Annotated in this window: 27 protein-coding genes; 11 read left to right on the forward strand and 16 right to left on the reverse strand. The window is 39.1% G+C overall.

The window, feature by feature from the left end:
• The first annotated feature begins 39 nt into the window (after positions 1-39).
• Positions 40-360 (forward strand): YqfO family protein, encoded by a 321-nt coding sequence (locus AC52J8_RS04865; RefSeq protein ID WP_017480563.1) that lies wholly within the window; start codon positions 40-42, stop codon positions 358-360.
• Here AC52J8_RS04865 and AC52J8_RS04870 read toward each other — a convergent pair.
• On the reverse strand, positions 353-1,153 hold the full coding sequence (locus tag AC52J8_RS04870) for an enoyl-CoA hydratase-related protein (protein WP_017480564.1): 801 nt from the start codon (positions 1,151-1,153) through the stop codon (positions 353-355). The genes AC52J8_RS04865 and AC52J8_RS04870 overlap by 8 nt on opposite strands.
• A gap of 109 nt (positions 1,154-1,262) precedes the next feature.
• Between AC52J8_RS04870 and AC52J8_RS04875 the strand changes: the two genes are divergently transcribed.
• Entirely contained in the window at positions 1,263-1,838 is a 576-nt protein-coding gene (locus tag AC52J8_RS04875; protein ID WP_002119001.1) for a nicotinate-nicotinamide nucleotide adenylyltransferase, read from the forward strand.
• An 11-nt stretch (positions 1,839-1,849) separates the two neighbouring features.
• Here the strand turns inward: AC52J8_RS04875 and AC52J8_RS04880 are convergent, their stop codons facing one another.
• The 8 genes from AC52J8_RS04880 to dapD all read right to left on the reverse strand — a co-directional run bounded on the left by AC52J8_RS04880 (position 1,850) and on the right by dapD (position 6,950).
• The gene (locus tag AC52J8_RS04880; RefSeq protein WP_017480566.1) at positions 1,850-2,212 is read right to left on the reverse strand and encodes a glyoxalase superfamily protein; all 363 of its coding nucleotides are present in this window, start codon (positions 2,210-2,212) and stop codon (positions 1,850-1,852) included.
• An 11-nt stretch (positions 2,213-2,223) separates the two neighbouring features.
• Positions 2,224-2,793, reverse strand: coding sequence for a CAP domain-containing protein (locus AC52J8_RS04885; RefSeq protein ID WP_140157916.1), 570 nt, complete (start codon positions 2,791-2,793; stop codon positions 2,224-2,226).
• A gap of 117 nt (positions 2,794-2,910) precedes the next feature.
• Positions 2,911-3,372, reverse strand: a complete 462-nt coding sequence (locus tag AC52J8_RS04890) for a peroxiredoxin (protein WP_017480568.1) — start codon at positions 3,370-3,372, stop codon at positions 2,911-2,913.
• 21 nt (positions 3,373-3,393) lie between these two features.
• The gene (locus tag AC52J8_RS04895; RefSeq protein ID WP_086399782.1) at positions 3,394-4,080 is read right to left on the reverse strand and encodes a Dph6-related ATP pyrophosphatase; all 687 of its coding nucleotides are present in this window, start codon (positions 4,078-4,080) and stop codon (positions 3,394-3,396) included.
• A gap of 97 nt (positions 4,081-4,177) precedes the next feature.
• Positions 4,178-4,594 (reverse strand): hypothetical protein, encoded by a 417-nt coding sequence (locus tag AC52J8_RS04900; RefSeq protein ID WP_496538886.1) that lies wholly within the window; start codon positions 4,592-4,594, stop codon positions 4,178-4,180.
• A 16-nt stretch (positions 4,595-4,610) separates the two neighbouring features.
• On the reverse strand, positions 4,611-5,279 hold the full coding sequence (gene queC, locus AC52J8_RS04905) for a 7-cyano-7-deazaguanine synthase QueC (protein WP_002118843.1): 669 nt from the start codon (positions 5,277-5,279) through the stop codon (positions 4,611-4,613).
• Positions 5,280-5,319: 40 nt separating this feature from the next.
• Positions 5,320-6,030, reverse strand: a complete 711-nt coding sequence (gene queE, locus AC52J8_RS04910; RefSeq protein ID WP_033847880.1) for a 7-carboxy-7-deazaguanine synthase QueE — start codon at positions 6,028-6,030, stop codon at positions 5,320-5,322.
• A 98-nt stretch (positions 6,031-6,128) separates the two neighbouring features.
• Positions 6,129-6,950 carry a 2,3,4,5-tetrahydropyridine-2,6-dicarboxylate N-succinyltransferase gene (gene dapD, locus AC52J8_RS04915; RefSeq protein ID WP_002118664.1) on the reverse strand — a complete coding sequence of 274 codons (822 nt, stop codon included), beginning with the start codon at positions 6,948-6,950 and terminating at the stop codon, positions 6,129-6,131.
• A 295-nt stretch (positions 6,951-7,245) separates the two neighbouring features.
• Here dapD and carO point away from each other — a divergent pair, with 295 nt between their 5' ends.
• Entirely contained in the window at positions 7,246-7,995 is a 750-nt protein-coding gene (carO, locus tag AC52J8_RS04920) for an ornithine uptake porin CarO type 1 (RefSeq protein ID WP_032035952.1), read from the forward strand.
• Between the two features lie 94 nt (positions 7,996-8,089).
• Here carO and AC52J8_RS04925 read toward each other — a convergent pair whose 3' ends face one another.
• From AC52J8_RS04925 to AC52J8_RS04950, 6 genes are all read right to left on the reverse strand, one after another.
• Entirely contained in the window at positions 8,090-9,013 is a 924-nt protein-coding gene (locus AC52J8_RS04925; RefSeq protein WP_002118601.1) for a CysB family HTH-type transcriptional regulator, read from the reverse strand.
• 71 nt (positions 9,014-9,084) lie between these two features.
• On the reverse strand, positions 9,085-10,146 hold the full coding sequence (locus AC52J8_RS04930; RefSeq protein ID WP_002118816.1) for a sulfate/molybdate ABC transporter ATP-binding protein: 1,062 nt from the start codon (positions 10,144-10,146) through the stop codon (positions 9,085-9,087).
• Positions 10,147-10,157: 11 nt separating this feature from the next.
• Positions 10,158-11,042 carry a sulfate ABC transporter permease subunit CysW gene (cysW, locus tag AC52J8_RS04935; RefSeq protein WP_002118746.1) on the reverse strand — a complete coding sequence of 295 codons (885 nt, stop codon included), beginning with the start codon at positions 11,040-11,042 and terminating at the stop codon, positions 10,158-10,160.
• Entirely contained in the window at positions 11,039-11,872 is an 834-nt protein-coding gene (gene cysT / locus AC52J8_RS04940; RefSeq protein ID WP_005067805.1) for a sulfate ABC transporter permease subunit CysT, read from the reverse strand. Before cysT ends, cysW begins: the two co-directional genes overlap by 4 nt.
• Before the next feature lie 80 nt (positions 11,873-11,952).
• The gene (locus AC52J8_RS04945; protein ID WP_086611388.1) at positions 11,953-12,561 is read right to left on the reverse strand and encodes an RBBP9/YdeN family alpha/beta hydrolase; all 609 of its coding nucleotides are present in this window, start codon (positions 12,559-12,561) and stop codon (positions 11,953-11,955) included.
• 30 nt (positions 12,562-12,591) lie between these two features.
• Entirely contained in the window at positions 12,592-13,599 is a 1,008-nt protein-coding gene (locus tag AC52J8_RS04950) for a sulfate ABC transporter substrate-binding protein (RefSeq protein WP_001212602.1), read from the reverse strand.
• 263 nt (positions 13,600-13,862) lie between these two features.
• Between AC52J8_RS04950 and pabC the strand changes: the two genes are divergently transcribed.
• The 4 genes from pabC (at position 13,863) to AC52J8_RS04970 (ending at position 16,913) form a co-directional block, all read left to right on the forward strand.
• Positions 13,863-14,675 (forward strand): aminodeoxychorismate lyase, encoded by an 813-nt coding sequence (gene pabC / locus AC52J8_RS04955; RefSeq protein WP_086399785.1) that lies wholly within the window; start codon positions 13,863-13,865, stop codon positions 14,673-14,675.
• 1 nt (position 14,676) lies between these two features.
• The gene (gene mltG, locus AC52J8_RS04960; protein ID WP_086399786.1) at positions 14,677-15,747 is read left to right on the forward strand and encodes an endolytic transglycosylase MltG; all 1,071 of its coding nucleotides are present in this window, start codon (positions 14,677-14,679) and stop codon (positions 15,745-15,747) included.
• Positions 15,748-15,756: 9 nt separating this feature from the next.
• Positions 15,757-16,356, forward strand: coding sequence for a dTMP kinase (gene tmk, locus AC52J8_RS04965; protein WP_086399787.1), 600 nt, complete (start codon positions 15,757-15,759; stop codon positions 16,354-16,356).
• A gap of 140 nt (positions 16,357-16,496) precedes the next feature.
• Entirely contained in the window at positions 16,497-16,913 is a 417-nt protein-coding gene (locus AC52J8_RS04970) for a PaaI family thioesterase (protein ID WP_086399788.1), read from the forward strand.
• A gap of 56 nt (positions 16,914-16,969) precedes the next feature.
• On the opposite strand, the gene nadB is transcribed toward AC52J8_RS04970, so the two are convergent.
• Positions 16,970-18,613, reverse strand: a complete 1,644-nt coding sequence (nadB, locus tag AC52J8_RS04975; protein ID WP_000367525.1) for an L-aspartate oxidase — start codon at positions 18,611-18,613, stop codon at positions 16,970-16,972.
• Positions 18,614-18,843: 230 nt separating this feature from the next.
• Here nadB and AC52J8_RS04980 point away from each other — a divergent pair, with 230 nt between their 5' ends.
• The 4 genes from AC52J8_RS04980 (at position 18,844) to lepB (ending at position 23,691) form a co-directional block, all read left to right on the forward strand.
• Positions 18,844-20,220, forward strand: a complete 1,377-nt coding sequence (locus AC52J8_RS04980; protein WP_032004437.1) for a Do family serine endopeptidase — start codon at positions 18,844-18,846, stop codon at positions 20,218-20,220.
• 122 nt (positions 20,221-20,342) lie between these two features.
• The gene (locus AC52J8_RS04985) at positions 20,343-20,795 is read left to right on the forward strand and encodes an acyl-CoA thioesterase (RefSeq protein WP_002118612.1); all 453 of its coding nucleotides are present in this window, start codon (positions 20,343-20,345) and stop codon (positions 20,793-20,795) included.
• A 175-nt stretch (positions 20,796-20,970) separates the two neighbouring features.
• Positions 20,971-22,788: a translation elongation factor 4 gene (lepA, locus tag AC52J8_RS04990; RefSeq protein WP_002118606.1), complete on the forward strand. Its 1,818-nt coding sequence runs from the start codon at positions 20,971-20,973 to the stop codon at positions 22,786-22,788.
• 75 nt (positions 22,789-22,863) lie between these two features.
• A complete protein-coding gene (gene lepB, locus AC52J8_RS04995; protein WP_005067825.1) occupies positions 22,864-23,691 on the forward strand; it encodes a signal peptidase I in 828 nt (275 codons plus the stop codon).
• Positions 23,692-23,699: the final 8 nt, after the last annotated feature.

Below are 23,699 nucleotides of genomic sequence, written 5' to 3' on the forward strand. Positions count from 1 at the left end.
GATTTAAAGCTAGTTCACTAGTTTCGAGCCATTCTACTTATGTTAAAGCTGATTTATTACGTACCTGAGTCACATCTTGAGTCGACAAAACAAGCTATTTTTTCTGCTGGTGCGGGTGGTATCGGTAATTATGAACACTGCGCATGGCAAGTGAAAGGAACAGGGCAATTTAAACCAGTCAAAGGTGCAGATCCTTATATCGGAGAGCTGGGTGAACTTGAACAAGTTGATGAGTGGCGAGTTGAAACAATTGTAATTGAAGAAAATGCAAAGGCTGTAGCAAAAGCATTAAAGGCAAGCCATCCTTATGAAGAGCCTGCCTTTGAGTTTATTCAAATCATAGAAATTGATTTTAATTAAACTGTGAGAAATCTGGTTTACGTTTTTGCATAAATGCTTGTACAGCTTCTAGCATTTCTGGAGATTGAACGCGCTGCATAAAGATTTCAGCTTCATGATCAATACATTCAATAATTTGATCTAAATCATGTTTCATCAATGCTTTGGTTTGTTTTAATGAGGCAAGTGGTAAAGCTGCTAAATGTTGAGCAGTTGCCTGAGCAGATGCATAAGCATCTTCAACAACTTCATTAACTAAGCTTGCTTGTACTGCGGTTTCTGCATTAAATTTTTTCGCAGTAAATAGAAGTTCAGCTGCTTTGTGATAACCCGCTTGTTTAACCAATAGTTGGCTTGCACCGCCTTCTGGAGAAAGGCCAAGACTTACAAATGGAATTTGGAAAAGGGCAGTGTTGTCAGCAAAAACTAAATCTGCGTGTAATAAAATCGTAACACCAATACCAATTGCCACACCTTTTACTGCAATAATAAGCGGCTTTGATAATCTAGCAGCAGATTTAAGGAGTACAAACGGAGGAACTTGACCTGCTGGACCTAGATTAGGATTTTGTACAAAGCCCATAAAATCTTTCATGTCATTACCAGCGGTAAAGTCTTGCTCTACACCACGTAGAATGATTACTCGTACATCTTTGTCTTGGTCAGCTTCATCAAGTGCTTTGGCAATCCATAAGTAAAGTTCGCCATACAGTGCATTTTTCGCTTCTGGACGATTTATGGCTAAGGTGAGTACGCCACCTTCTAAATTTGCGTGTAAATGTTGATGAGGTTGTTGAATACAGCTAAGTGTCATCGTACTATCCTTGCTTTAAACCACGTTGTTAATTTTTAGGTTCTCATTATGGCGCATATTTTTTGTAATGCGGTTAACTGGTGAGTTCATAAAAAGTGAAAATCTAATTATGTATAAATTTGACTATCTCGTTTTTATAGGGCGTTTTCAACCATTTCATTTAGCTCATATGCAGACAATTGAAATTGCCTTACAACAAAGCCACTATGTCGTTTTGGCATTAGGTTCTGCTCAAATGGAACGTAATATTAAAAATCCGTTCTTAGCAGTAGAGCGCGAGCAAATGATCTTGTCAAATTTCTCGTTAGAAGAGCAAAAACGTATTCGTTTTGTACATGTAGTAGATGTTTATAATGACGAAAAATGGGTAAAACAAGTCAAATCTTTAGTGAATGGCGTAATTGAACCGAACTCAAAAGTTGGTTTGATTGGACACTTTAAGGATGAGTCTTCATATTATTTACGACTATTTCCTGAGTGGATTATGGTTGAACTTGATAGTTTAAAAGACTCTATCTCGGCAACACCAATGCGTGAAGCTTATTATCGTGGTGAAATCCAGACCGAATTTTTCCCTGTAGGAACTATTCAATTTTTGGATGAATTTAAAAAAACACGCACTTATCAACAGTTGCAACAACGCTTTGAAGAAGATGATCGCTCTAATTTAGATGATTTTGAGTAAGTGCATATAAATTAAGCATCTGCCCAAAAGATAATTCGGTTTGAAAAAGGATCGGTGATACAGAGTTCAAGTGTCTCCCAATCTGTTTTTTCAACTTGAGGCTTAGAAAATTTATAATTTTTTTGGCTTAGCTCACTGTGCAACTCATAGATATGTTCCCAATAAATACGGATCGCACTATGAGGACTCGCATCTCCAAAATGCTCAGATAAATGAATAACGCAATCATCTTTAGAAATTTGTAAATATAACGGAAAGTTGTCTTCAAATTGGTGTTGCCAATCAAGCTGAAAACCTAAGAACTCAAGATAAAATGATTGAGCTAATTCGACATCAAAAATTCTTAAAATAGGGGTGATCGAACCTGATTGCATCTTTTTTCCTTTTAACGTGTACCAAATTGTTGAGTCCAATAGCTCTTTTGTTTTACAGATTGATCAGAAGCACAAGCAATTGCGTAAGTTGTAAATTTAGGGTTCATTAGGTTACTACAATGTAGGGGACTCGACAGCCATCTAGACATCACTTCATCTAATGTTTTCTGTCCACTCGCGACATTTTCACCATTGGCTTTACCGAGTGTATTATAAATTTTCAAACGAGATTTTAAATCTAATCCTCTGGAGTCAACATGTCCAAAAAAGTTGTGTGTTGCCATATCTTCACTATGAGAAAGTGCACCTTTATATAAATTATTACTCCAACTTAATGGTCTGGTTGCAGCGAAATATTGTTGTCCACATTGGCGTGATTGCTGGCGAATCTGATTAATTATTTTAAGTACGGCTTGTTGATAGGCAGGGTTTTGTAAATCTTGGCAACTTATTTTTATAGGTGGAGTTTCAACTTGCGTGGTAGATGGTGTAATTGAGGGCGGCATACTGGATGAACTAACGGAGCATGCAGAAATAACAAGACCACTAGACAGTAAATTACAAACTTTGAGCAGACTCATGTAAATACCTTAGCGTGAATTATTCTAATATGTTTATCATACGCCAAAGTAAAGTAGTAAGTAATTTGTTCATATACAAAAAACGAGCATTATGCCCGCTTTTTGTTTTTAAGTTTATTAAGCTGTTTGTAGTGCTTTTAAGTCTTCTAGAACTTGCTCTGCGTGCCCAGCTGCTTTAACTTTGCGATAGCTTTTAACTAAAGTTTTGTTATGGAAAATAAAAGTAGAACGTTCAATACCCATGACTTTTTTACCATACATATTCTTTTCTTTAATCACGTCAAAGTGATGACAAAGAGTTTCTTCTTTATCACTGATCAGATCAATAGTAAGTGCTTGCTTCTCTGTAAAATTTTGATGGGCTTTTACCGAGTCACGTGAAATACCGAAAATACGGGCACCTAAAGCTTCAAATTGATCTTTCAAACAAGAAAAACCAACTGCTTGTGTTGTACAGCCTGGTGTTGAGTCTTTAGGATAGAAGTAAATGATTAACCATTCATTTTCGACTTCGGCCAAGTTCACTTCGCCGTGTGTAGTAGGGAACACCTGATTTGGGAGTTGAATATTCTCAGACATTTCTTATCCTTTAAATAAAAGTTAAATATGATCTAATTCAAGTGGTAAAAAAGCGTATTCCTCATGATAAACAATATTGAGTTTTCTTACAGGGATTGCTTTGTTAAAAATTGGCCCATCAATCATGGTCGTATGAAATTCACCGCCCTCACCACATGGATCAATACCACGGTTCTCAAGCTCTTGGATGTATTCTAAAGTTAAGGTTTTACCTAAATCGTCTATATTCATCCCGAGTTTAAGGTTTACGGTCACCACTACACTCTGGAATCCAAGTTGAATAAATTCTTCAACAACTTCACGATGCGGACGTAGCCAAAGAGGCATTCCTAATTGAAGACCTACTTGTTGCGTTACTCGATCATGCCAACAGCCGTGTTCAGGCATATCAAGGTCACCTGTAACCAGTACCTCGGCTCCTTGTTGCTTTGCTTGATTGAGTAATTCAATAAACTTTACTTCATAGTCATTCCAACTTGATGAAGCTATAAACACGGGAAAGCCGATTGCTTTAGCTTGCGCTTGAATAATATCAAGAGGCATGGCATGTGAGCGAGAACGTTGGCCTTGTTCTTCTAGCATTACAATCAATCCAATCACTTCGCCTGTCTGCATTGCATGGTAGAGTGCTAGAGAACTATCTTTGCCTCCACTAAATGAGACAATAGACCTTTTATGGTTAGCATTAGTTTTCCATTGTTCTTGCATGGCTTACATTAAATGAATTGGTCAAAAGTGCTGTTATTTTAACAGAGCTATAAAAAAAGCCTGCATAAATGCAGGCTTAATTTGGAACATTAAAATCTTATTTTTTAGGAGTTTGTTGTTGAGCTGCCTTCATTGCATCTTCAGTTAACTTTTCAAGCTTAGTTGTTAACTGAGGACCAAAACATGCTTTAAGATCACGGTTTTGTTGTTGTACAAATCCTAGAGAACTTGGGCTTTTATTCGCATTGATTGCGCTTTGGATTTCCCATTTTTGTGCTTCAGTCACTTTACCTTGTGCTTCAACTTGGCAGCTACAGAATTTGCTAACTTCAGATGAACTTAACTTGCCGCCTTTAGCAGTTTGTTCTTTACAAACGTTAACTAATGCACCTTTAACGTTAGTGCTTTTATATGCCGCTTGAACTGGGTTTTCAGCTGCTTGAACTGAACCAGCCATAAGTGCAGCTGCTGAGAATAAAGATGAAAGAATAAGATTTGATTTTAACAACTTCATAAATTTTACCTACTTATTACGGTATATAGCGTGTTGGATCGGTAACACCAGCATCGATAAAGCCTTCTTTACGCAAACGGCAACTGTCACATTTACCACACGCACGTCCTTGAGCATCTGCTTGGTAGCAAGATACCGTTTGACTATAGTCTACGCCATGTTCAATCCCTAAACGTATGATATTCGCTTTGGATAAATGTAACAGGGGTGTTTCAAATTTAAGTGGTTTTCCTTCTACGCCAGCTTTAGTTGCTAAACGGGCCATATTCGCAAAAGCATCAATAAATTCAGGGCGACAATCAGGATATCCTGAATAATCAACAGCATTGATACCAATAACAATAGCTTCAGCATTAAATACTTCAGCTGCTGCTAGAGCATACGAGAGGAAAATAGTGTTACGCGCTGGTACATAAGTTACAGGAATACCTTCTTGTAACTGTTCTGGTACTGCAATGTTGTGATCTGTAAGTGCTGATCCACCTAAATTAGCGAGATCAATATTAATTACACGATGTTCAACACCTGAACGCTGAGCTAATGCTTTTGCAGCATCAAGTTCAGTGGTTGAGCGTTGACCATACATAAAACTAATAGCAATACATTCATAGCGCGCTTGTGCCCAAGCTAGGCAAGTGGTTGAGTCTAAGCCGCCTGAAAGTAAAACAATGGCACGAGAGCGCATATTTTTCTCCATATTCGGAATGATTTATTTTATTGAGTGATTAACGACCTGATTCATCGTTCCAAAGCAGTTTATGTAACTGAAGCTGGAAACGAACAGGTAATTTATCATCAAGTATCCACTGTGCCAGATCACGTGCTAGACGTGGCAGGCCTACAGCACCTTTTTCAACCGCAAAGGCAGGGGAGAACCAAACGGTACTGACTTTGGTTTGCAGTTGATATTTTTCAACTTGTTGCTTTGACCATTCATAGTCTTCACGATTACAAATCACAAATTTGATTTGGTCACGTGGTGTTAAATGGTCAAGATTACTGATGAGATTGCGATGTTCTTCACCAGAAGTTGGTGTTTTCAAATCGAGAACTTTAGAGACACGAGGGTCTACTTTTGACACATCAAGAGCGCCACTGGTTTCTAGAGAAACGTCAAAACCTGCTTCACATAAACGTTGTAATAAAATCAAACAGTTTGGCTGAGCAAGAGGTTCACCACCTGTCACACAAATATAAGGTGTTTGAAATTGTGTAGCTGTTTCAATGATATGTTCAAGTGAAAAACGTTCGCCACCCTCAAAGGAATAGGTGGTATCGCAATAGCTACAACGTAATGGACAGCCTGTTAGACGGATAAATACAGTCGGTAGGCCAGAGGCATTTGCTTCACCCTGCAACGAGTAAAAAATCTCGGTAATGCGTAAACCGGACGCAGGGTCTGAGACAGGAATTGCAGAGGAACGTAAGGAAGCCATTCTAGAAATACCACACTATATAAAAAATAAAATCTCTACGATCAGTTTGATCGTAGAGATGAGGAGCGATTAAAGCTCCGCAACAGAGTTATAACAAATTAGTCAGCGCGTAACAAATCGTTCAAGCTTGTTTTTGAACGTGTTTGCGCATCAACTTTTTTCACGATAATTGCAGCATATAAGCTGTAAGTACCACATTTAGATGGCAAGCTACCTGAAACTACAACTGAACCTGCTGGTACACGGCCATAATGGATTTCGCCAGTTTCACGGTCATAAATTTTAGTTGATTGACCAATGAAAACGCCCATTGAAATGACTGAACCTTCTTCAACGATAACGCCTTCAACGATTTCTGAACGTGCACCGATAAAGCAGTTGTCTTCAATAATGGTTGGGTTAGCTTGTAATGGTTCTAAAACACCACCAATACCTACACCACCAGACAAGTGAACATTTTTACCGATTTGAGCACATGAACCTACAGTTGCCCATGTATCAACCATTGTGCCTTCATCTACATAAGCACCAATGTTGACATAAGATGGCATTAACACCACGTTTTTAGCTTGGAAGCTACCACGACGTGCTACAGCAGGAGGAACAACACGAACACCTGCAGCTTTAAATTGCTCTTCAGTCCAACCAGAGAATTTAGTTTCAACTTTGTCATAGAAACGAAGATCACATGACTCAATTGGTTTATTGTCATTAAGTTTAAATGATAATAAAACAGCTTTTTTTAACCATTGATGAACAACCCATTCACCATTGATTTTTTCAGCAACTCGAAGTGTACCGTTATCTAAACCAGCAATTGCTTCTTCAACAGCTTGGCGAATTTCGCTTGAACAATCTGCTGCAGTAAAATTTGCGCGGTCTTCAAATGCTTGCTCAATGATCGTAGAAAGCTGAGACATGATCTTCCTTCCATAAAAAATTTTAAAGATTTTACACTAATTTGTGACAAGAATCTTTCAAAAAACGTGTTACGTTTAATTGATGATATAAATGAGGTAAATCGAAATAAGCTTATTAGATAATCAAGTGTTTTTTACACAAAAATGATTTGAAAATAAAAATTTAACTCAATTTGTATCAAAAAATAACAGAAATCTAGCATTTTTTGTATAAAAAAGAATCTAAGCTGTCATTATTATGATTTCAGTCACAAGATGAATAAATTAAAAACAGAGCCTTTTTGAGGAGAAAACTATGAAAGCATTACGTGTATTAGTCACTACAACAGCTTTATTCGCTGCTGGCGCTGCTATGGCAGATGAAGCCGTTGTTCATGACAGCTACGCATTTGACAAAAACCAATTAATTCCTGTGGGGGCACGTGCTGAGGTAGGTACAACTGGTTACGGTGGTGCTTTATTATGGCAAGCAAACCCATATGTAGGTTTGGCTTTGGGTTATAACGGTGGTGACATTTCGTGGACAGATGATGTTTCTGTAAATGGTACTAAATATGACCTAGATATGGATAACAATAATATCTATTTAAATGCTGAGATTCGTCCATGGGGTGCAAGTGCTAACCGTTGGGCTCAAGGATTATATATAGCTGCGGGTGCTGCTTATCTAGATAATGATTATGACTTAGCTAAACGTATTGGTAATGGTGAAACTTTATCAATTGATGGTAAGAACTATCAACAAGCAGTTGCAGGCCAAGAGGGCGGTGTAAGAGGTAAAATGTCTTACAAGAATGATATCGCTCCATACTTAGGTTTTGGTTTTGCACCTAAAATCAATAAAAACTGGGGTGTATTTGGTGAGGTAGGTGCTTACTATACTGGTAACCCACAAGTTCAGTTAACTCAATATAACCTTGCTCCTGTAACAGGTAACCCAACATCTGCCCAAGATGCTGTTGATAAAGAAGCAAATGAAATTCGTAATGACGATAAATACCAATGGATGCCAGTTGGTAAAGTTGGTGTGAACTTCTACTGGTAAGATCACAAAAGAAAAAACGAGCTACGGCTCGTTTTTTTTGTACTTAATAGAATAAATAAAAGAGCTAAAAAGCTCTTTTATTTATTTTTAATTTTTATTCGTCTGGGTAAGCAATTTTCTTAAGCGCTTTAATATCCGCATCAGGTGAGCATAAAGAAATAAATTCGTAACCATAACCGCGTAATAAGTGGCCTTTGCGAACCGCAATCCATGTCGTATTAACACCAAAAATATCAGTTTTGGTTTGCTTTAAACGATAATCACGTTCTGTATCATAAGCCACGTCATTGACAATACCCACACCCATGCCAAGTTCCACATAGGTTTTGATAACATCGGCATCAAGAGCTGACATTACGATATCTGCATCTAGATGAGCCTCTTCAAAGGCTTTATCAATTTTAGATCGACCTGTAAAACCACCATGATAAGTAATGAGTGGATATTCTGCTAAAAGTTCTAGAGTGATCTTATCTGCCTGCACTAAAGGATGATTTTGCGGGGTAATAATACTGTGTTGCCATTGGTAGTAAGGAATGCTAGCCAGATTTTCTTCAGTCGTTAAAGACTCGGTTGCAATTCCAATATCCGCTTCGCCTTGTAAAAGCATTTCTGAAATTTCGACAGGGCTAGCTTGTTGTAAAATCAAATGAACTTTTGGAAATAATTTCTTAAATTGATTAACGATTGGAGGCAATACATAACGCGCTTGAGTATGCGTAGTTGCGATTGTTAATGTTCCTTCGTCAACCTTATTAAAATCTTCAGCAAGTCGTTTAATATTTTCAGCATCCACTAACATGCGTTCAACAATGCTAAGAAGTGACTGGCCTGGTTCAGTTAAACCTAAAAGGCGTTTACCTTTACGAACGAAAAGTTGAACACCTAATTCATCTTCTAAATCTTTGATATGTTTACTTACACCCGATTGAGATGTGTAGAGTGCAGCCGATGCTTCCGTCAAGTTAAAGTTTTGGCGTACTGTTTCTCGGATAATTCTTAATTGTTGAAAGTTCATTTACACTTTTCCTCAAAAGAGGTGAGGAGCGTCTAAAGATCCGCAAGATATTTCCTCACCAAATATATTTCTTAAGCAACTTGGTCTGCAAATAAGTGCAATTGAGATGCGCTCACCCAAACAGTTTGATTAGGTTTAAATGCATGTAATTTTGCAGCTTCACTGCTCAGAGCAATTTCAATTAAACGTCCATTACGGTCTTGTAATTCGGCCACTACTTTTCCAGCAATCCAGATTTCACGTACAAAAGTCGCTTCAATGGTATTCGCTTGCGGTTGCGAGTGAATATGTAACTCATCTGGACGGGCAAAAGCAATCACTTTTCCTTGAGGTGCCTCAACTGCTGTTGGTAATTGAATACGGTCATTACCGATACGGATAATACCTTCCGTATGTTCACCTTCAAATCGATTTGCCTGACCCAAGAAATCAAACACAAATGGCGTTGCAGGTTTTTCATAAACTTCACGAGGTGAACCGATTTGCTCAACATTACCTTTATTCATGACAATAATCTGGTCTGCAACCTCAAGTGCTTCTTCTTGATCGTGAGTCACGAAAATTGAAGTGATATGCAATTCATCATGTAAGTTGCGTAACCAGCGACGTAATTCTTTGCGTACTTTGGCATCTAGAGCGCCAAATGGTTCATCGAGTAATAACACGCGAGGTTCTACTGCTAAAGCACGGGCTAAAGCAATACGCTGACGTTGTCCGCCAGAAAGCTGAGCAGGGTAGCGGTCTGCTAAAAAGCCTAGTTGAACTAGATCAAGTAAACGAGTGACACGTTTTTTAATTTCAGCTTCCGAAGGACGGGTTGCACGAGGTCGAACACGTAAACCAAAGGCAATATTGTCAAATACAGTCATGTGACGGAATAAAGCATAGTGCTGAAATACAAAGCCGACCTGACGCTCACGCACATGTACATTAGTCGCATCTTCACCTTCAAGTAAAACCTGACCGCCATCGGCTGACTCTAGACCTGCAATGATACGAAGCAGAGTCGTCTTACCACAACCAGATGGTCCAAGTAGCGCAACCAGTTCACCCTCTGGAAAGTCTAGGGAAATATTTTTAAGCGCATGGAATGCACCAAAGTGTTTTTCAATATTTTTAACTTGAATACTCATGATTTCATTCCTTACGAATCAGTTGAATGCGGTTCTGGTTTATCTTGATGTAGCTCTAACCAAGTTTTTAAAATCAGTGTTAAAAGAGCTAAGAAGGCAAGCAGTGAGGACACGGCAAAGGCTGCGCTAAAGGTGTACTCGTTATATAAAATTTCAACATGCAATGGCAGAGTATTGGTTTCACCACGGATATGACCAGAAACCACTGATACTGCGCCAAACTCACCCATTGCACGGGCATTACACAAAATCACGCCGTAAATCAGACCCCATTTAATGTTAGGGAGGGTGACCTTCCAAAAAGTTTGCCAACCTGATGCACCGAGTACAATTGCTGCTTCTTCTTCCTCTGTTCCCTGAGCTTCCATGAGTGGAATTAACTCACGCGCCACAAATGGAACTGTAATAAAAATGGTGGCTAAAACAATTCCAGGTACGGCATATAAAATCTTGATGTCATGATCCATTAACCAGCCGCCGAACCAACCTTGCGCACCAAAAATTAGAACAATCATTAAACCTGCAATAACAGGTGAAACTGAAAAAGGCATATCAATGATAGTTGTTAAAATTGCCTTACCTTTAAACTGGAACTTAGAGACAGCCCATGCTGCAGCAACACCAAATATCACATTAATTGGAACTGCAATTGCTGCGGTGAGTAATGTTAATTTCACTGCTGATAACGTATCTGGATCAATCAAAGCCTGAACATAGACTTCAAGTCCCTGTTTAAATGCTTCTACGAAAACCAAAATAAGTGGCAGCATGAGGCAACTGAGGAAAAAAATCAGTGCAATTGTAATAAGGGTATAACGTACCCAAGTTGGCTCACGTGTTGCATCACGAGACTGTAACTTCAAGGCAAGTGCATTGCTGTCGGTATGTAAATTCATGTGATGTTTCTCCCTGTACGACGGTTTGCCCATGCTTGAAGTAAGTTAATGACAAATAGGATGATAAAAGAGAGAACTAACATGACCGCTGCAATGGTCGTTGCACCTGCATAATCATATTCTTCAAGACGAGAAATGATCATCAGCGGTGCAATTTCTGTTTTAAATGGCTGGTTACCTGCAATAAAAATAACAGAACCATACTCACCCACGCCGCGAGCAAACGCTAAAGCAAAGCCTGTAAATAGAGCAGGTAGTAAGATGGGTAAAATAATTTTAGTAATGGTCTGCCAACGATTTGCACCAAGTGCTGAAGCAGCCTCTTCAAGTTCGGTTTCAATATCGCTGAGTACTGGTTGAACGGTCCGAACAATAAAAGGAATACCAATAAATACCAATGCCAGCGTAATCCCGATAGGCGTATAGGCAACCTGAATACCAAGTGGTTCCAGATATTGACCTAACCAACCAGTAGGTGCATAGAGTGAAGTCAGTGCAATACCTGCAACTGCGGTCGGAAGAGCAAAAGGTAAATCGACCAATGCATCAACTAGACGCTTTCCTGGAAAGTTATAGCGGACAAGACACCAAGCCAAAAGCAGACCAAACACAACATTAATAGATGCTGCGATTAAAGCTGAACTAAAGCTGAGTTGAAGCGATTTCAAAATACGCTCAGACGTTAAAATTTCCCATAATCCGTCCCATCCGATTCCAAATGATTTGATAAAGACTGCGGCTAATGGAATAAGCACAATAAAAGAAACGTAGGCGAGGGTGAAGCCCAAAGATAGACCAAACCCAGGCAGCACTCGGGATCGCTGCGACATGATATTTCCTCAAAGAGAAAAGCCTGCTGAAACCAGTAAGCGAATAAAAAAAGATAAACAGTGCGGTATAAAGATTGGTATTAAGCAAATTTCAGAGAGAAATGTGTTTTTACCGGGTCGATAGATGAGTGACTACACATCGAATCTTCTGGAATCAAATAGTTCAGCAAATCCGGAAATGGCCCAAAACCTGAGGCAACATTAATATGGCCCACTTCACCAAGATTGACGGGATTTAACTTCCATGATTTTGCAAGTTGTAAAGCATCAAAAAAGCCGAGCCATGGATCATTTTCACTAATGAGTAGCGTTGTAGGCACATCAATTTTTAATTGATGAAAATAATCTTTGTAGTCGGTCAAGCTATGGCGGGCAAACCCCGCCTCCCCAAAGCGTGCTGGATTCGCTGGAGCCACTAAAATTAGTTTCTTAACTTGGCTTTTTAATTCTGGATGCTCAGCTAAAGCAGCTACACTCGTTAAGCATCCAAAACTATGTGCAACAATTTGAACAGGAGCTTGAGCTGCTTGAAGTGTTTTAACGAATTGCTCTACCCATTCGCTTAATACAGGTCTATCCCAGTTTTTTTGCTCAACACGAGAACTAGACACGAGTTGACGCTGCAACCAAGATTGCCAATGCTGATGTTCACTGCCACCTACACCCGGAACAATTACAGTGTGAATCATGTCTGTTCTCCTTACCTTTAGTGCAAAGAATTACTTCTCTGCACTATTGATTTTCACGATTTGATCGAAAACACCACCATTATCAAAGTGTTGTTTTTGTACTTTTGTCCAACCACCAAATTCTTTATCGATTGTTACAAGCTTCAATGGCTTAAATACATTGCTATATTTTTTAAGAACAGCTGCGTTACGAGGACGGTAGAAGTTACGTGCTGCAATTTCTTGACCAGCAGGTGAGTACAAATAGTTGAGATAACCTTTAGCAATAGTTAAGTTGCCTTTTTTAGCTGCATTCTTCTCCACAATTGCAACTGGAGGCTCAGCTAAGATCGAAAGAGACGGAGTAATAATTTCAAATTTGCCCGGCTGTTCACGAATAGCTAAATGAGCTTCATTTTCCCAAGCCAGTAATACATCACCAATGCCACGCTCAGCGAAAGTAGTCGTCGCACCGCGAGCACCAGAGTCTAGAACTTTAGTGTGTTTATAAATTTGGCGAACGTATTCTTGTGCTTTCGCGTCATTGCCGCCTGGTTGATGTTTTGCCCAAGCCCAAGCTGCAAGATAGTTCCAACGAGCACCACCAGAGGTTTTCGGGTTTGGTGTAATGATTTCTACGCCTGGTTTGATTAAATCAGCCCAGTCTTTAATTTGCTTTGGATTGCCTTTACGCACCAAAAATACAATAGTTGATGTATATGGCGTTGAGTTCTGTGGCAGTTTTTTCTGCCAGTTAGTTGGAAGTAGTTTTGCTTTTTCAGCAATTTCATCAATATCTGCTGCAAGTGCTAATGTCACCACATCTGCATTTAAGCCATCGATAACCGCACGAGCCTGTTTACCAGAACCGCCGTGTGATTGCTTAAACTCAATATCTTGACCAGTACGTTGTTTCCAGTAAGTACCGAACTGTTTGTTGAAATCTGTATATAGCTCACGAGTAGGATCGTAAGAAACGTTTAAAAATTCTTGGGCTGCAAATGACGAAACAGAAAGAAGTGCAGCGATAACCCCGACTTTTAATTGAGAAAAACGCATGAGATAAGTCCTCAAAAAATATGAAATGTTCAAAACATGAACGCAGAATAGCGCTAGTCTTTATTCTAAAAAAATAATAAAAAACGAATTTAATATGAAAAAAATAGAAATAATAATAAGAGATAAACTATTCTTAAATCTTGATATATAACAAGTTTCAAAAGTAGATAGGAAATCGGTATAATTTTTTAAAATCAATCATTTATTATTTAAATGAAAGGTGTTGTATTGTTGTGCGGCTTTTAGCAAAGGATGGAACAAACATGTGGTGTTTTAAAAATGGGCAACCCGTTGAGACTATTCCTTTATTAGATCGAGCCTTTCATTATGGAGATGGATGCTTTACTACAATTCGTGTTTTTCAAAACCAAATTGAGCTTAAAGAAAGGCACTGGCAACGTCTAAAACTTGCATGTCAAAAACTGTCTTTGACTGTAAATTTTGAATTAATTGAACTGAGTTTACAGCAGCTGCAAAAGCAGAACCTCGTACTCAATGGCACTTTAAAAATTGTGATTAGTCGTGGGGAAGGCGATCGCGGTTATACTTTGCCGAAACATGAAGCTGATATTTATATCTGGTTTTATCCAAAAGCTTTAGAGCCGTGTATGCCTGATTTTATCCAGTGTGGTGTTTTAAATCAGGCCCTAGGTTTAACCATGCCGAGCTTAGTGGGGCTTAAATCTTTAAACCGCCTTGAACAAGTATTGCTAAAAAAAGAAGCAGATCAACTCGGGTGGGCTGAAGCATTAGTTACTGATGTACAAGGTTATATTGTTGAAGGGGTCAGTAGTAATTGTTTTATTCGTTTAAATGATAGATGGATTACTCCTGAACTTCGCTATAATGGCGTCCACGGTGTAATGCGGGCAGAAATTCTGGCGCGTATGCAGCACCATGGTATTGCCTGTGAAGTACGTGTGATTGAATTAGATGAAGTATCTGAAATACAAAGTCTATTCTTTTGTAATGCTTTAAACCCTATGCGAGTGGTTACTCATTTAGGCGAGAAAACGCTAGATACACAGGCATGCATAGATTTATTTCATATCCTTAACTTAAATCAGATTCATTAATATGCCGAAGCCACCTGTGAATGCGAAAGCAAAAAACGCCAAGAAAAATAACAAAAAACAAGCTCCAAAATTTTCTAAGCGATTGGTTCTAATTGGCCTTTTTATTGTTTTAATCTTTACGTTTGCCATTTTATGGTCAAGTTTGTTTAAGGCTTATCCTATCGAAGGCAAAAAACAGATGTTATCGATTACATCTGGAGAAACTTATTCTGGTTTTATTGATCGTTTGGCAAAAGAAGATAAAGTTAGCTTTCCTATCATATTGAAGCTTTATCAAAAGTTTATGATTCATGACAGCATGAAAGCTGGTGTGTATGAAATTGAACAAGGGATGAGCGTAAGACAAGTGTTAGAGATGTTATCTGACGCTGATAATGCTCAGATGAATCGTGTTTTGGTGATTGAAGGTACAACTTTTAAGCAGCTTATTACTGCACTCAAAAATGATAAAAATGTAAAAAATACAATATTGGATTTACCTAATGATCAGCTTATGAAAGCGCTTGGGATTCCTTACGATCATCCAGAAGGCTTATTCGCGCCGAATACTTATTTCTTTGCCAAAGGCGAGACTGACAAGAAAATTCTTACCGATTTATATCATCGTCAAATAAAAGCTCTAGATACAGCTTGGGCAAATCGCGCGCCGAATTTACCTTATAAAGATAAATATGAAGCATTAATTATGGCTTCTATTGTTGAGAAAGAAACGAGTTTAGACAGTGAACTTACACAAGTTTCTGGAGTTTTTGTCCGCCGTTTAAAACTCGGTATGCGTTTACAAACGGATCCAACTGTTATTTACGGAATGGGTAATAACTATAAAGGCAACATTACCCGAGAAGACCTGCGTACTCCAACACCATATAATACTTATACCATTAATGGTTTACCGCCGACTCCAATTGCTTTGCCAAGCCAAAAAGCAATTGAAGCAGCGTTACATCCAGATGATTCAAATAACATCTATTTCGTAGCGACTGGTAATGGTGGTCATAAATTTACGGCAAGCTTGCAAGCACATAATCAAGCTGTGCAAGAATATTTATCCGTGTTGAGATCGAAGAAATAAGGAAAAGAGATGTTTATCAGCTTTGAAGGCACGGAAGGGGTAGGTAAAACTACACTCATTCGAAAAATTCATCAGCATTTTGAAGAGCAAGGCAAACAAGTTATTTTAACTCGAGAGCCGGGGGGCACACCGTTAGCTGAGCAAATTCGTTCGATGCTTTTGGCGGTGAATCATGATGAAAATATGAGTCATGATACTGAGCTATTGCTTATTTATGCGGCACGCGCTCAACACTTACAACAGGTTATTTTGCCTGCTTTAGAAGCTAACAAAATTGTACTAAGTGATCGCTTTACCGATGCGAGTTTTGCTTATCAATGTTCTGGTCGTGGTTTAAGCCAAGATAAATTACAACTTTTAAATCAGAACTTCGTTTCACGCATGCCGGAGGTGACTTTCTGGTTAGATGCACCGATTGAACTTGGTATGAACCGTGCACGTGAACGCGGAGCTTTAGACCGTTTTGAACAAGAAAAGTTAAGCTTCTTTACTAAGGTTCGTGAAGGCTATGAAACCTTATGGAAAGCTGAACCAGAACGTATTAAGCGAATAGATGCAACTCAAAGTCCTGATCAGGTGTTCGAACAGGCATTGCAATATTTACGGTAAGCAAATTGGATGAGCCACTCTTATAAAAATATGGGAGTGGTGAAAAATGATGTTAATTCTGATTTAAAAAGTCATAGAAAAGATCTGTTATTTTCTTATGCTATCTTACATATGATTTTATAGATTGAAGAATAACAAGGATGAAAAGCTCAAAAGAAGAAATCGTGGCATTTCTTGAAAAGGAATTTCCACCAAGTCTTGAACACTGCACGATTGAATCAGTCACGCCTAAAGCTGCTGTCGTTTACTATCATGTTGATCAAAGACATCAACGTCCTGGTGGCACCATATCTGGCCCAACCATGATGACTTTGGCAGACTTTGCTTTATATATTGCCATATTAGGTGAAATCGGAATTATCGGTTTAGCCGTAACCACCAACTTTAATATTAATTTTTTAAGAAAACCTGCGGGTGATCAAGACTTACGTAGTGAATGTAAACTCATGAAAGTCGGAAAGAGTTTAGTGGTGGGTGAGGTTTGGATTTATTCAGTTGGTCTGGATGAACCTGTTGCGCATGTGACGGCGACTTATTCAATCCCACCTAGACCATAAATATCAAACCAAATAAAAAGCACAGTCAGAGCTGTGCTTTTTTGTAGAAGAACAGTTTAAATATCAGTATTAACCAATGGCTGTTCTACTGCAAAATTTGGAGGAGTTAAAACAGTTTTACGAATCTCGCTGGAAGTTTCCGGATAATCGAGTGTGTAATGTAAACCACGTGATTCTTTACGTTGCATAGCACAGCGCACAATCATTTCCGATACTAAAACAAGGTTACGCAGTTCAATCAGGTTTTTGCTAACACGGTAGTCTTGATAATATTCGGTGATTTCACGTTTTAACATTTCAATACGGTGTAAAGCACGTTCTAAACGTTTAGTAGTCCTTACAATACCAACGTAGTTCCACATGGTCGAACGTAACTCATCCCAGTTTTGTAAAATCACAACATCTTCATCTGGATTAGTTACTTGTGAGTCATCCCAAGTTGGTACTTCAGGTAATTTGAAGTTTTCATCAAATTTATTTTCGATATCTTTTGCCGCACTCATGCCATAAACGAAGCACTCAAGTAATGAGTTACTTGCCATACGGTTTGCACCATGTAAGCCCGTATATGACGTTTCACCAATCGCATAGAGACCTTCAATATCTGTCTGGCTATTTGAGTCAACCACAACACCACCACATGTATAGTGAGCTGCTGGTACCACTGGAATCATGTCTTTGGTAATGTCGATACCTAACTCAAGCAATCTTGCATAAAGTGTAGGGAAGTGCTCTTTAATAAACTCAGGTGATTTATGGGTAATGTCTAACCACACGTGACGAATACCGAGACGTTTGATTTCATGGTCAATGGTACGTGCCACAATATCGCGAGGAGCCAGTTCTGCACGATCGTCAAAACGCAGCATAAAACGTTCACCATCAGGTAGGCGCAAATAAGCACCTTCACCACGCATAGCTTCAGTAATTAAGAAAGAGCGGGCTTGAGGATGATAGAGACATGTTGGATGAAACTGATTAAATTCCATATTCGCTACACGGCAACCTGCGCGGTAAGCCATAGCAATACCATCACCTGTGGCAATATCTGGATTAGATGTGTACAGATAAGCTTTCATCGCACCGCCGCAAGCTAGCGCGGTGAATGGTGCAAGGAAAGTATGAACCTTTTCAGTATTTTCATCTAATGCATATAAACCAATAGCGCGATTCGCTTGGTCGGTATGGCCTAATTTATGTGAGGTGATTAAATCAATCGCAATATAGTTTTCAAAAATAGTAATATTTTTACGTTCTTTGGCACGCTCAACTAAAGTGGTTGAAATGGCTTTGCCTGTTGCATCAGCGGAATGGATAATGCGACGCTGCGAGTGACCACCTTCGCGAGTTAAGTGAAGTTGTTCATCTTCATCTAAGGTAAATTGCACGCCTTGTTTTAAAAGAAAATCAACAGAAGGGCGGCCGCCTTCTACGGTATGTTGTACCGCGTCCATTTCACATAAATGAGCACCTGCAATCATAGTGTCATTAATATGCTGTTGAATAGAGTCAGTCTCGTCAAGAACAGCAGCAACGCCACCTTGAGCATAAAAGGTACTTGCTTCGGTTAGAGCAGCTTTGGCTAAAACTGCAATATTAAAATGATTTGGTAACGATAAAGCCAGACTTAAACCAGCGCCGCCGCTGCCCACAATAATCACGTCAAAGTGGTGAATTGTCTGTAAATTAGGCATGTCCATTCGCATCAATTTAAAACGTCCGCTAATGACACCCCTTTTTACCTAAAAAGGCAAGAGCTTAAGCGCTCTAACTCAGAGAAAAATTGCAATTGGCTTAAAAAGTTGCAATGCGTAAAATAATCCTTGTGATGACGTATTACAAATAAACATATTGTTACGCACAACCTCAAAGCGTTGTGATACAACATTTTTATCCTTATTCTCGTAGACCAATTGTGGGTGAGCACCGAATGAAATCTCGCTATTTACAACAAGGAATGTATGCAGCGGTATTTACAGTTGCTGCTGTTCAAGCAAATGCTGCTGTTGATTTTTCAAATCTTGTTGAACAAGTTAGTCCAGCAGTGGTGAGTGTAAATGTCGTAAAAAAAATGACTCAGGATGAACTGTTGCAACAGCAAGTTCCTGAAATTTTAAAACGTTTCTTTGGCAATCAGGTCATCATTCCACAGCAACAAGGTCCACAAGAAAAGACAGCTTACGGAAGTGCATTCTTCATTAGTAAAGATGGTTACTTACTCACAAACCATCATGTGATTGAAAATGCCTCGCGTATCAGCATCACTCTAAATGACCGCCGTGAAATTGATGCAACCGTGGTGGGTAGTGATGAGCGTACAGACGTTGCTTTGTTAAAAGTAAACGGAACAAATTATCCAGCTTTACGAGTAGGAAATGTTGATCGTTTACGTGTCGGAGAACCTGTTTTAGCTATTGGTTCGCCGTTTGGTTTTGACTACTCAGCTTCGGCCGGCATTGTCAGTGCAAAATCACGGAACATGAGCGGTGAAACTTCGGTGCCGTTTATTCAAACTGATGTGGCTTTAAACCCAGGTAACTCTGGTGGTCCATTATTTAATCAAAATGGTGAAGTAGTCGGGGTAAATTCTCGAATATTTAGTGGTACTGGCGGCTATATGGGCTTGTCTTTCTCTATTCCGATTGATGTAGCTATGGATGTTGCCGATCAGCTTAAAACAAAAGGTAAAGTCACACGCTCTTATCTAGGGGTGATGATGCAAGATATTGACCGAAACCTTGCTGATGCGTACAAATTACCAAAACCTGAAGGTGCTTTAATTACTCAAATTTCTCCGAACTCACCTGCACAAAAAGCAGGGCTAAGAGCGGGCGACGTGATTTTAAAATTAAATGGTGCGCCTGTACTTCGTACGAGTGATTTACTGTATGCATTAAACAAAGTACAGCCAAATCAAACTGTTCAGTTTGAAGTGTTACGTGATGATAAAACACGTAATATTTCAGCAACCTTAACGACTGCGCCAGATGAAACACCTGCTACTGGTGCACAAGGTGCTGCATCTAAAGGGCCAGTTTTAGGCATGAGTATTCGTGATCTAGCTGAACCGGAAAAAAATGCGTTGAGCGTGAAAGGAGGTATTTATGTACAAGATGTTCGCCGTGGCGGTTTAGCGTCATTGTCCAATATCATTCCAGGTGATGTGATTACCCAAGTCAATAATAGCCAAATTTTAAATAGTCAGGATTTTGCAAAAGTTGTTTCTAACTTGCCGAAAAATACCGTAGCACGTGTTGCTATTATTCGTCAGGGACAGCGCGCAATGCTTGGTTTACGTATTCAATAATTCTTAACCCAATCAATAAACCACCCTGAAAATGGGTGGTTTTTATTATTTATCTTGAGCGTTTAGCGATATCTACCTACACTTATTTCAGTTTTAAGGTTAATAAATAAGAGTGTTCATTTGTGAGTAGTATTTTTGATTTACATATTCAGGTGCAGCCACATCACATTGATGCGTTAGGGCATGTAAATAACGTAATGTATGTTCAATGGATGCAGGATGTAGCTGCTGCTCATGTTGAAACTTTGGGAGTAGGGGTAACTAAATATCTTGAGTTAAAACACGCCATGGTCGCGGTTGAGCATCATGTGCAATATCGTAAAGCTGCATTTGAAGGCGAACAAATTGTGTTACGTACATGGTTAGATGACATTAATGCACTTTATTCATTCCGCCAGTATGTGTTTTTTCGTCCATCAGATCAGGCCGTATTATTTGTTGGAAATACCAAATGGGCATGTATTGAAATTGCTACAGGACGTCCAAAACGAATGTCACCAACTTTTACCCATGCATATAAGCCGCTTGACTCAAGCATAAACCCTTACGATTTTACCGTTTCGTATGCTCGATAATTTGAAGTAAGACGCTTACTTTGACTGTCCTTTTTTAAAACATAAGTACAAAGCTAATGATTATTTTGGATACTTTAAAATATGCATCTGTTATAATCTCACGCAATTTATTTAACCGCTTTGGCTGTGTATTAAAACAAGCTACATAGCACTCTATATTTTCTCAAGGTAACCCATGGCGCAAGCTAAAAAATCCGTCGATATCAAAAATATACGAAATTTCTCGATTATTGCCCACATTGACCATGGTAAGTCTACATTGGCTGACCGTTTTATTCAGATGTGTGGCGGTCTACAAGATCGTGAAATGCAAGCTCAGGTCTTAGACTCAATGGAGCTTGAGCGTGAACGTGGGATTACCATTAAAGCCGCTTCTGTCACGCTGTATTACACCCATCCAAATGGTCAGGAATACCAACTTAACTTTATTGATACGCCAGGGCACGTTGACTTCTCCTATGAAGTTTCTCGTTCATTAGCTGCATGTGAAGGTGCGCTACTGGTTGTAGATGCTGCACAAGGCGTTGAAGCTCAATCAGTTGCAAACTGTTATACAGCAATTGAACAAGGTCTAGAAGTTCTTCCTATTCTAAATAAAATTGATTTACCACAGGCTGAACCTGAACGTGTAATTCATGAAATTGAAGAAATTATCGGGATTGAGGCGACAGATGCACCAACCTGTTCAGCAAAAACTGGTTTAGGTGTTGAAGGTGTACTCGAGCGTTTAGTCGATGTTATTCCGGCGCCAGAAGGTGATCGTGAAGCACCATTACAAGCATTAATTATCGACTCATGGTTTGATAACTACTTAGGCGTAGTTTCTCTTGTTCGTATTAAACAAGGTCGTATCCGCAAGGGCGACAAAATGTTGGTTAAATCGACAGGACAAACTCATCCGGTCACTTCTGTAGGTGTATTTAATCCTAAGCATACTGAAACAGATATTCTTGAAGCTGGTGAAGTAGGTTTTGTTATTGCTGGTATTAAAGATATTTTTGGTGCACCAGTAGGTGACACAATTACTCTTGCTTCTACACCAGACGTTGCAACTTTACCAGGTTTCAAAAAGGTTAAACCGCAAGTATATGCTGGTCTTTTCCCTATTGATGCGAGTGACTTTGAACCGTTCCGTGAAGCATTGCAAAAATTACAGATCAATGACTCGGCTTTATTCTTTGAACCAGAAAGTTCGGATGCTTTAGGCTTTGGTTTCCGTTGTGGCTTCTTAGGTATGCTGCACATGGAAATTGTACAAGAGCGTTTAGAGCGTGAGTACGATCTTGACCTCATCAGTTCTGCACCTACCGTAATTTATGAGGCATTAACCAAGAAAGGCGAAACGATTTACATCGATAGTCCATCAAAAATGCCAGATGGATCGACTGTAGAAGATTTACGTGAACCAATTGCGGAGTGTCATATCCTTGTTCCTCAAGAATATTTAGGGAACGTAATGACACTATGTATCGAACGTCGTGGTGTACAAAAAGATATGAAATTCTTGGGTAACCAAGTTTCTATTACATTTGAAATCCCGATGGCTGAAGTCGTTATGGATTTCTTTGACAGATTAAAGTCATGCTCTCGCGGCTTTGCATCTTTAGACTATAACTTTGTACGTTTTGAAAGTTCAGCTTTAGTTAAGGTTGATGTGTTAATTAATAGCGAAAAGGTTGATGCCTTGGCTATGATTTGTCACCGTAATGATGCACGCCATCGTGGTATTGCATTGGTTGAGAAAATGAAAGACTTAATTCCTCGCCAAATGTTCGATGTTGCTATTCAGGCAGCAATCGGTGCACAAATTATTGCCCGTTCTACCGTAAAAGCGATGCGTAAAAACGTATTGGCAAAATGTTATGGTGGTGACGTTTCGCGTAAGAAAAAACTACTTTCTAAACAAAAAGAAGGTAAGAAACGTATGAAACAAGTGGGAAGTGTTGAAATTCCACAAGAAGCGTTCTTGGCTGTATTGAAAGTAGAAAGATAAGAAATGAGGGTGGGGAAAGTGAATAATTTCCTTTCCCCACTGTAATACAAGCAGCGAGGCTGCGAGTGAGGTCATGTGGATTTTGATTTTAATTTAATTCTTGTTCCAGTTACGCTGATTCTATTTGCAGTGTGGTTGTTAGATAAACTTGTATTAAAACAGCGTGCAAATAAAGGACGCGGGAACGAAAATTTTGTCATTACATGGGCCTATGACTTTTGGCCAGTTTTAGCTGTAGTACTTGTGCTTCGTTCATTTCTTTATGAGCCATTTAATATTCCATCGGACTCTATGGTGCCAACTTTAGAAACTGGTGATTTTATTCTGGTGAATAAATTTGATTATGGTGTACGTCTACCTATCGTTAATAAGAAGATTATTGATGTAGGCGAACCGAAGCGTGGTGATGTAATTGTATTCCGTTATCCACCTCAACCGACTATTAGTTATATTAAACGTGTAATCGGTTTACCTGGTGATCATATTGTTTATGACCATGGGCAATTAATTATTAACGGGCAAAAAGTACCGAAAGTATTAACACAGTTCAGCCGTGAAAAAGATGTGATGGATACGCCAACGTCTATTTATCATAAAGAGACGATTGGTGAGCATACCTTTACGATGCGTGAGCTTGAAGGCGTAAATGTGGCGCGCCAAGCACCGTTTATCAACTATGTTGAAAATGGTAAATATGCGAACCAAGACGGTTTATATTGGGAAGTGACTGTACCAAAAGGACATTACTTTGCAATGGGGGATAACCGCGATCAAAGTGCAGACAGTCGTTTCTGGGGATTCGTTCCTGAAGAAAACTTAACAGGACGAGCATTCTACGTGTGGATGCATAAAGAACCGGGTTTACACCTTCCTAACTTCAGCCGAAATGGAAAAATAGATTAAAAACAACC

The sequence above is a fragment of the Acinetobacter sp. S-1 genome (assembly GCF_059579785.1).

What these genes read in the sequence shown, in the direction of transcription:
- AC52J8_RS04865 (WP_017480563.1), top strand. Translation starts at nt 40, where the DNA reads ATGTTAAAGCTGATTTATTACGTACCTGAGTCACATCTTGAGTCGACA.
- AC52J8_RS04870 (WP_017480564.1), bottom strand. Translation starts at nt 1,153, where the DNA reads ATGACACTTAGCTGTATTCAACAACCTCATCAACATTTACACGCAAAT.
- AC52J8_RS04875 (WP_002119001.1), top strand. Translation starts at nt 1,263, where the DNA reads ATGTATAAATTTGACTATCTCGTTTTTATAGGGCGTTTTCAACCATTT.
- AC52J8_RS04880 (WP_017480566.1), bottom strand. Translation starts at nt 2,212, where the DNA reads ATGCAATCAGGTTCGATCACCCCTATTTTAAGAATTTTTGATGTCGAA.
- AC52J8_RS04885 (WP_140157916.1), bottom strand. Translation starts at nt 2,793, where the DNA reads ATGAGTCTGCTCAAAGTTTGTAATTTACTGTCTAGTGGTCTTGTTATT.
- AC52J8_RS04890 (WP_017480568.1), bottom strand. Translation starts at nt 3,372, where the DNA reads ATGTCTGAGAATATTCAACTCCCAAATCAGGTGTTCCCTACTACACAC.
- AC52J8_RS04895 (WP_086399782.1), bottom strand. Translation starts at nt 4,080, where the DNA reads ATGCAAGAACAATGGAAAACTAATGCTAACCATAAAAGGTCTATTGTC.
- AC52J8_RS04900 (WP_496538886.1), bottom strand. Translation starts at nt 4,594, where the DNA reads ATGAAGTTGTTAAAATCAAATCTTATTCTTTCATCTTTATTCTCAGCA.
- queC (WP_002118843.1), bottom strand. Translation starts at nt 5,279, where the DNA reads ATGCGCTCTCGTGCCATTGTTTTACTTTCAGGCGGCTTAGACTCAACC.
- queE (WP_033847880.1), bottom strand. Translation starts at nt 6,030, where the DNA reads ATGGCTTCCTTACGTTCCTCTGCAATTCCTGTCTCAGACCCTGCGTCC.
- dapD (WP_002118664.1), bottom strand. Translation starts at nt 6,950, where the DNA reads ATGTCTCAGCTTTCTACGATCATTGAGCAAGCATTTGAAGACCGCGCA.
- carO (WP_032035952.1), top strand. Translation starts at nt 7,246, where the DNA reads ATGAAAGCATTACGTGTATTAGTCACTACAACAGCTTTATTCGCTGCT.
- AC52J8_RS04925 (WP_002118601.1), bottom strand. Translation starts at nt 9,013, where the DNA reads ATGAACTTTCAACAATTAAGAATTATCCGAGAAACAGTACGCCAAAAC.
- AC52J8_RS04930 (WP_002118816.1), bottom strand. Translation starts at nt 10,146, where the DNA reads ATGAGTATTCAAGTTAAAAATATTGAAAAACACTTTGGTGCATTCCAT.
- cysW (WP_002118746.1), bottom strand. Translation starts at nt 11,042, where the DNA reads ATGAATTTACATACCGACAGCAATGCACTTGCCTTGAAGTTACAGTCT.
- cysT (WP_005067805.1), bottom strand. Translation starts at nt 11,872, where the DNA reads ATGTCGCAGCGATCCCGAGTGCTGCCTGGGTTTGGTCTATCTTTGGGC.
- AC52J8_RS04945 (WP_086611388.1), bottom strand. Translation starts at nt 12,561, where the DNA reads ATGATTCACACTGTAATTGTTCCGGGTGTAGGTGGCAGTGAACATCAG.
- AC52J8_RS04950 (WP_001212602.1), bottom strand. Translation starts at nt 13,599, where the DNA reads ATGCGTTTTTCTCAATTAAAAGTCGGGGTTATCGCTGCACTTCTTTCT.
- pabC (WP_086399785.1), top strand. Translation starts at nt 13,863, where the DNA reads ATGTGGTGTTTTAAAAATGGGCAACCCGTTGAGACTATTCCTTTATTA.
- mltG (WP_086399786.1), top strand. Translation starts at nt 14,677, where the DNA reads ATGCCGAAGCCACCTGTGAATGCGAAAGCAAAAAACGCCAAGAAAAAT.
- tmk (WP_086399787.1), top strand. Translation starts at nt 15,757, where the DNA reads ATGTTTATCAGCTTTGAAGGCACGGAAGGGGTAGGTAAAACTACACTC.
- AC52J8_RS04970 (WP_086399788.1), top strand. Translation starts at nt 16,497, where the DNA reads ATGAAAAGCTCAAAAGAAGAAATCGTGGCATTTCTTGAAAAGGAATTT.
- nadB (WP_000367525.1), bottom strand. Translation starts at nt 18,613, where the DNA reads ATGGACATGCCTAATTTACAGACAATTCACCACTTTGACGTGATTATT.
- AC52J8_RS04980 (WP_032004437.1), top strand. Translation starts at nt 18,844, where the DNA reads ATGAAATCTCGCTATTTACAACAAGGAATGTATGCAGCGGTATTTACA.
- lepA (WP_002118606.1), top strand. Translation starts at nt 20,971, where the DNA reads ATGGCGCAAGCTAAAAAATCCGTCGATATCAAAAATATACGAAATTTC.